3 protein-coding genes and 2 pseudogenes are annotated in these 6877 nt (G+C 57.8%); 3 read left to right on the forward strand and 2 right to left on the reverse strand.

The genetic code is table 11. The annotated features are described in order from the left end of the window. Nucleotides 1-15: 15 nt before the first annotated feature. Entirely contained in the window at nucleotides 16-927 is a 912-nt protein-coding gene (locus ACN2XU_RS10510) for a tetratricopeptide repeat protein (protein ID WP_419410390.1), read from the reverse strand. 243 nt (nucleotides 928-1170) lie between these two features. Here ACN2XU_RS10510 and ACN2XU_RS10515 point away from each other — a divergent pair, with 243 nt between their 5' ends. The 3 genes and pseudogenes from ACN2XU_RS10515 (at nucleotide 1171) to ACN2XU_RS10525 (ending at nucleotide 6463) form a co-directional block, all read left to right on the forward strand. Beyond that, nucleotides 1171-2316 carry an ABC transporter substrate-binding protein gene (locus tag ACN2XU_RS10515; RefSeq protein WP_419410391.1) on the forward strand — a complete coding sequence of 382 codons (1146 nt, stop codon included), beginning with the start codon at nucleotides 1171-1173 and terminating at the stop codon, nucleotides 2314-2316. Nucleotides 2317-2386: 70 nt separating this feature from the next. Continuing rightward, nucleotides 2387-5047, forward strand: a complete 2661-nt coding sequence (locus ACN2XU_RS10520) for a methyl-accepting chemotaxis protein (RefSeq protein WP_419410392.1) — start codon at nucleotides 2387-2389, stop codon at nucleotides 5045-5047. Nucleotides 5048-5172: 125 nt separating this feature from the next. Further along, a pseudogene (locus tag ACN2XU_RS10525) lies at nucleotides 5173-6463 on the forward strand (IS256 family transposase). A 296-nt stretch (nucleotides 6464-6759) separates the two neighbouring features. On the opposite strand, the pseudogene ACN2XU_RS10530 reads toward ACN2XU_RS10525, so the two are convergent. Next, a pseudogene (locus ACN2XU_RS10530) lies at nucleotides 6760-6877 on the reverse strand (IS3 family transposase); the annotation flags it as partial.

Genomic DNA, 6877 nt, shown 5'->3' on the forward strand with positions numbered 1-6877 from the left:
AGTCCGCACAGCGCCTCAGGCAAACAGCATCGACGAAAGTTTCCGCCGCCCCTTCAGCACCACGGGATCGCTAGGTTTGAGCGCATCGAAAATGGTGAAAAGCTGGGTCTTGGCGGCGCTGTCGTTCCATTCGCGGTCTTTGCGGAACAACTCCAGAAGCTGATCCACGGCGGCCTCGGCGTCGCCATGCGCATAAAGCGCCTGTGCGAGATCAAAGCGCGCTTGATGATTGTCCGGCTCGGCCTCGACCTGTGCCTGTAGCTCGGCCACCGGACCGGCATTCGCCGCCTGCTTCGCCAATTCGAGCGCCGCATGGGCGGCTTCCAATTCCGGCGCGGTGGAAATCTCGATGGGGGCGCCGTTCAGTATGGCTTCCGCCTGATCCAGATCACTCATGGCAATATGAGATTGCACCAAACCGGCATAGGCTTTGGCGCTGGACGGCTCTTCTTCGAGAATGGCTGCAAAGGTCTGGGCGGCATCGGTGGCCGCGCCCTGATCGAGCATTTCCTGCGCCGCGGCGATCGCGTCATCCAGACCGCCGGTGTCATCGCCGCCTGCGGCCTGAACCACGCGCTCGATGAAGGCCTTGATCTCGGAGGCGGGCAGGGCGCCCTGGAAGCCATCCACTGGCTGGCCCTGAAAAAAAGCATAAACGGTCGGGATCGACTGAATGCGCAGCTGACCGGCGATGGCCTGCGCTTCATCGACGTTGACCTTGACCATGCGCACCGCGCCGCCCGCCGCCGCGACCGCCGCCTCAAGCGCCGGTCCGAGCGTCTTGCAAGGGCCGCACCATGGCGCCCAGAAGTCTACGATGATCGGCACATCCTGCGATCCATCCACAACTTCCGCCATGAACTCCGCTTCGGTGATGTCCTTGACCAGATCGCCCGCCGGCGCCTGTCCTGTTCCCAATTCCAGCATTCTCGCCTCCGCTCCTGCGGTTTCCTTGCAGTGCTAGATGGCTCAGAGCCGCGTCTGTTGCAAGGGTTGCGGGACGTAGAGGCCTATTAAGGAGCGCCTTGGACACTGGCGACACCACACAGCTTATTGGCAGTGAGCAGGCCGGATATGCCGGATTGTCCGGATTTTTTGGGGAGTCGATAATGAATCAATAAGATTCTGCTGCTCTAAACGCGACAGGACCAGCGAAAGGAATTGTGGACCATGAGCTTCAGAAAATTATCGGCAATGGCGGCGATCGTACTCGCAACGCCCGGATTTGTACAGGCTGCGCAGGGGATTGATGGCCAGCAAGTGCGCTTTGCACAGGTTGCGGCGCTGGAAGGCCCGGCTGCCGCGCTGGGCCAGGGTATGCGCCTTGGCCTACAAGCGGCTTTCGCAGAGGCAAATTCCACCGGCGGCGTATTCGGACGCGAAATTGTACTGGAAAGCGTAGACGATGGCTACGAGCCGGACCGTTCCATCGAACACGTCAAAACGGTAATCGTTCAAGACAGCCACATCGGCCTGATCGGCGCCGTGGGCACGCCGACGGCCTCCGCAACGCAACCAATTGCAACCGAAGCGCGGATGCCATTCATTGGTCCGTTTACCGGAGCGGGTTTCCTTCGTGACAGTGCTCTGAACAATGTGCTGAACGTCCGCGCGAGCTATTTCGCGGAGACTGAAGCCTGGATCGACTATCTCGTCGATCAGCAAGGCATGACATCAATCGCCATCCTCTACCAGGATGACGGCTTCGGGCGTGTCGGCCTGGCGGGCGTTACCGCAGCTTTGGAAAAACGCGGCATGACGCTGTCTGCGGAAGGTACCTATACCCGCAACACCGTGGCGGTGAAGACGGCACTCCTTGAGATTCGCAAAGCAAAGCCGGATGCGGTTGTGATGGTGGGCGCTTACAAACCGGTGGCCGAATTCATCAAACTGTCGCGCAAGCTGAAATTTGATCCGACCTTCGTGAATATCTCCTTTGTTGGTTCCAAGGCGCTGGCCGGAGAACTCGGCGAAGCGGGCGAAGGCGTCATCGTAAGCCAGGTTGTTCCGTTCCCGTGGGACGCTTCCGTCCCGGTCGTCGCGCAATACCAGGCGGCACTGGCCGCTGTCGATGCGTCGGCCGAACCCGGTTTTGTCTCGCTTGAAGGGTATCTGACCGGACGTCTCGCGATCAAGGCGATGCAGGAAGCGGGCCAGGATCTCACCCGTGAAAGCTATCTTGAGGCTATGGCAAATCTGCAAACCGTGGATTTCGGCGGTGTGACCATGCAATTCGGCCCCGGTGACAATCAGGGCATGGATACCGTGTTCCTGACCCGGATTACAAAGGACGGCACCTTCGAGCCCGTCGAGTAACCCTGCATCTCGAAGCAACTGGCTTGCCCGCGCGACGGGCAAGCTTAAAGCACCCAGTTGAGGCCCCCTTATGAGCGAGAAAAAAATGATGTCAGGACGGCGAAAATGGAGACCGTTTTCCAGTCTGAGTGCAAAGATTACGTTGATTTTGCTTTCCTTGACTGGCGTCTCGGGTCTTGTCGGTTTCGTTGCGTATCTCGTCTTTTCCGAGGTTCACGACAACATGATCGAGCTGACCGAATCCAAGCTTCAGACACTCGAACAGAGTAGTGCGCTTGTTCAGACAGCCGATGCCGCCAAAAACGCCATGCTGAACGTTTTGATGGCGCCGGATGCCGATGCGCTCAAGACGCGGACCGAAGATGTCAACGTGGCCTCAAGAGCCTTGACTGCTGCCGTCTCGGAGCTTCCGGAGAATATGGCGGAACTCGTTCTTGACGACGCCGAAAACGCCACGGCTATGCTATCGACGCTGGCCGAAGCGCGCCGACGGCAATTCCTCAACGAGGCCGGCATTGCCGAGCAATTGGCGAAACTGCAGGTGCATGGTGCGAGCTTGCAGACTTCGATGATAGAATTGGCCGATGAGGCCAACTTTGACCTTGCACTTGGTGGTGAAGAAACCGTCTCGTACGTTGGTGAAACTTTGACCAATCTGGTCGAACATCAATTCGCCGCTTTGCAGGGCGTCATGCAGGCGCGATCAGAAATTAACCTGCTTTCTGGTGTTCTATTCTCGATGCAAGTGACGAATGATGCGTCAACAAGATCCATTTTGAACGATATTGCCACCGGATCCCTGGAACGTTTGAATTCCACCTACGAGAGTTTGAAATCCAATTCGTATTTGGCGGATTATATTGGCGTCATAGAGACGGGTTTGACACAGTTCACAGAACTCGGTTCACAAAGTGCAACGCTTCGCGCCGAAACACGTCAACTAATCCTGAGCACCCGCCGGGATCTTGATGTTGGTTTGTCCGGAGCCTTGGACGACCTGAACTTCATGCTGGTTCTCGCGGCGGACGAGGCAGTTACAAACAGTCACGACTCGATCGAAAACCTGCTGGGCAATGAAGTGGGAAGCATAATCTCGCTATTTGAAGCGAGCAACTTGATCAGTTCTTTCCAGCAGGCGGCGCTGAATGTTGTCATTGCTGGGGCGGCCGAAGAGGCCAAGGCAGCCGCTGAACCATTGAGACAGGCTGCTATAGCGCTCGCGGAATATAGCGATTTTGCCGAGGGCAGGATGGCTGAAGATCTCCGTGGTCTCGCTGCACTGGCGGACCCGGACAGCGGCCTTCTTGCTTACAAGCTTTCGGTTCTTGAAGCGGATGCCTCGGCCTCAACAGCGATCGCGGCGACATCTGCTGCCGTCCTCCAGATCAGCAATCTCGCTTCAAGGCTCGGCTCCGAAAGCAGGGCAGAGATCGCGGAGATGGCAACCCGAATCCAGGGTAATGTTGCAGACGCTGAGCAACGTTTGACGCAGCTTTTGTTGGTGCTTGGCGCCGTTGTTCTGGCGGCCTTCCTCATGACACGGTTTGTTGTGCAGCGTCCTTTGACCCGACTTCGTTTGGCCACGGAACGCCTTGCGCAAGGCGACCTCCAAGAAATTCGTGGCTTTGATCGATCAAGCACAGAGATTTTTAGTATTGCCGGTGCTTTGTCGGTCTTCCGCGACGGTCTCCTTGAAAAGGAAGATATGACTGCACGTCAAGAAGCTGACAGGCAAGCAAGGATGGCGGAGCAGGAGGCAGCAGTCAAAGCGATCGGAAGTGGGCTGGCACGTCTCTCCAAGGGAGACTTGAGCAAGAGTATCGACGATCAGATGACTGAAGGCTACGCAACGTTGCGTGATGATTTCAATCGGGCGCAAGACACCTTGCGCGACGTTCTGGCCGAGTTGACACGGGCATCTGCGGGCATCCGCAGCGGTGCAACCGAGATCAGCGGTGCGTATGAGGATCTTTCTCAACGCACTGAGAACCAGGCGGCAACTCTGGAGCAAACGGTTGCTGCGTTGGATCAGGTCACCATGAATGTAAACACGTCAGCCGAGAATGCGCGCGAAGTGGAAATCAGCTTGAACGCCTCCAAACTGGAAGCCGGACGGACTGGTGAAGAAATGCGCAAGGCTGTCGAAGCGATGCAGCGAATCAAAGGTGGTTCGGACAAAATTTCCAGTATCGTCAATGTGATCGACGACATCGCGTTCCAGACCAACCTTTTGGCTTTGAACGCCGGTGTCGAAGCCGCTCGTGCTGGTGCGGCGGGCAGTGGCTTTGCCGTCGTCGCTGCAGAGGTCCGGGGACTGGCGCACCGCTCGTCGGAATCAGCCATGGCAATCAAGAGCTTGATCGAGGAAAGTGCAGGGGAGATCGGTCAAGGTTTCGATTTGGTCGACAAAGCGGGGACCGCGCTGACAGGAATGCTCGAGCGTTTCAACGGTGTATCGGCCATGATGGAGGGTATTGCCCAGGCCGCGAATGAACAGTCAATCAGTTTGAAGGAAGTAAATGTCGCCTTGGCACAGTTGGACAGTGTCACGCAAAACAACGCGGCGATGGTTCAAAATTCGGCGAATGCCACAGCACTGCTTGAAGACGATGCAGGGAAACTGGCAGCTGTTGCAGCAAAGTTTACGACCGATGCCGCCGTGGATCGGAGCAGTGCTGGAGTGTGGAAACAGGATGAGGAAATGAAGAATCCGAAACGAAGCGCCGCGTGATCAGCTGAGTGTATTTCTGCGCGAAGAAGAGAGCTATAGCCGAAAGTTGGTGATGTCCTGAGGGGCGGCATATCATGGAGGTGTCGAGTCGCCGTCAATTCTCAACCGAGAAAGGGATATGCAGCATGTCTGACGATACCATCACCAAGCTGCCTGATCCATCGGGATTTGGCTCTGACCCGTTCACGGCCGTCCTTCGGGCCGGCGCGCGCAAGCTGATCGAACAGGCGATCCACGCGGAACAGGCCACGCTGATGACGGCGTTTGCCGGGGAGAAGCTCGAAAATGGCCGCGCGCGACTGGTGCGTCATGGCCACCTGCCTGAGCGTGAAGTGATGACCGGGATCGGGCCGGTTCCCGTGACGGTGCCGCGTGTCCGTAATCGCAAGCCTGGCGTCGACAAGATCACGTTCACTCCCAGCATCCTACCGCGGTATCTGCGCAAGGCAAAGTCGGTCGAGGAGCTGCTCCCATGGCTTTCCCTGAAAGGCCTGTCCACGGGTGATTTCGGCGAGGCGCTGGCGGCGCTGCTGGGGCCGAATGCCAAAGGCCTGTCGGCCACGACGATCACGCGGTTGAAAGCGGACTGGTGGTCTGAATACGAGGCTTGGGAAAAGCGCGACTTCGGTGCCCGTCGGTTTCTCAACATCTGGCCGATGGCGTCTACTTCAAGCCTCGGATGGCCGAGGAAAAACGATGCGTTCTGGTGATCGTCAGAGCAGACGAATACGGTCGCAAGGAGCTTCTGGCCATGACCGACGGGTTCCGTGAAAGCACCCAGAGTTGGCGGGAGGTTCTGCTCGATCTCAAGCGTCGCGGCTTGAAGCAGGATCCGAAACTGGCTATCGACGACGGCGCCCTCGGATTCTGGACAGCCCTCCGCGAGGTGTTCCCAACGACGCGCGAACAGCGGTGCAGGCTCCACAAGACCATGAACGTGCTGAACGCGATGCCGAAATCCGTTCAGGCCAAGGCAAAGGCGCACCTGCACGACATCCACTGCCCTGCAGTGCATTGCGCAGCAATGTCACGAGAGGGTGGCAGGCCGGCACAAAAGCCGAAGCCAACGTCGCCTTCGAGTTCTTCGTCGAGGCCTACGGCGTGAAATGGGACAAGGCGTTCGCCAAACTGGTCAAAGACCGGGACGCGCTCCTGAGCGTCTACGACTACCCCGCGGAACATTGGAAACACGTTCGCACGTCCAACCCGATCGAGAGCACATTTGCCACCGTCAGACATCGAACGGAGCGCACTAAGGGCTGCCTGAGCCGCAAGACCGGCCTCGCCATGGCGTTCAGGCTCAGGATCTCCGCCCAGGCAAAATGGCGTAAGTTCGATGGCCGCAACCGCCTGCCCGAGGTCATCAGCGGGGTTGAGTTCCGCGACGGTGTCCGCCAACTTCAAGCTGCCGCCTGATCAGCCGTGTCACCAACTTTTGCGCATATCTCCGAAGAAGATTGAAGTACCCGATGGGTTTGGGCTCCGCCTCAAAATCCGACACTGGCGTCAGCTGCGATTTTTGTTCTGCTGATCTTCAGCACCAACGAGATCTGGCCTACTGATGACGTCAGTGTGCACAACGATGCTCAGCGCAGAGAGTTGGCCATGAGAGTGGTCGTGATGAGGTGCAGCAGAATTGCGCTCTTTTTTCGAGGCAGTCAGATTGGCGGCTTGGTATTCCTCCCGTTTTCAACGGGACGTGGTCGTAGAACTTACGCAGCCATTTTCAGTTTCATTGCGGGCGTGATGCCGCCGATGCCCATGTTCGGGCGGTCGGTGTTGCAAGTCCAGAGCCACTGGGTGGCAAAGTGCTGGGCCTCCTCGATGCTG

The organism is Pacificoceanicola niger (assembly GCF_048553275.1).
In the GTDB taxonomy this organism is placed as follows: domain Bacteria; phylum Pseudomonadota; class Alphaproteobacteria; order Rhodobacterales; family Rhodobacteraceae; genus Pacificoceanicola.

Excerpts from the sequence above, each read along its gene's own strand:
- ACN2XU_RS10515 (WP_419410391.1), top strand. The coding sequence starts at position 1,171 with ATGAGCTTCAGAAAATTATCGGCAATGGCGGCGATCGTACTCGCAACG.
- ACN2XU_RS10520 (WP_419410392.1), top strand. The coding sequence starts at position 2,387 with ATGAGCGAGAAAAAAATGATGTCAGGACGGCGAAAATGGAGACCGTTT.
- ACN2XU_RS10510 (WP_419410390.1), bottom strand. The coding sequence starts at position 927 with ATGCTGGAATTGGGAACAGGACAGGCGCCGGCGGGCGATCTGGTCAAG.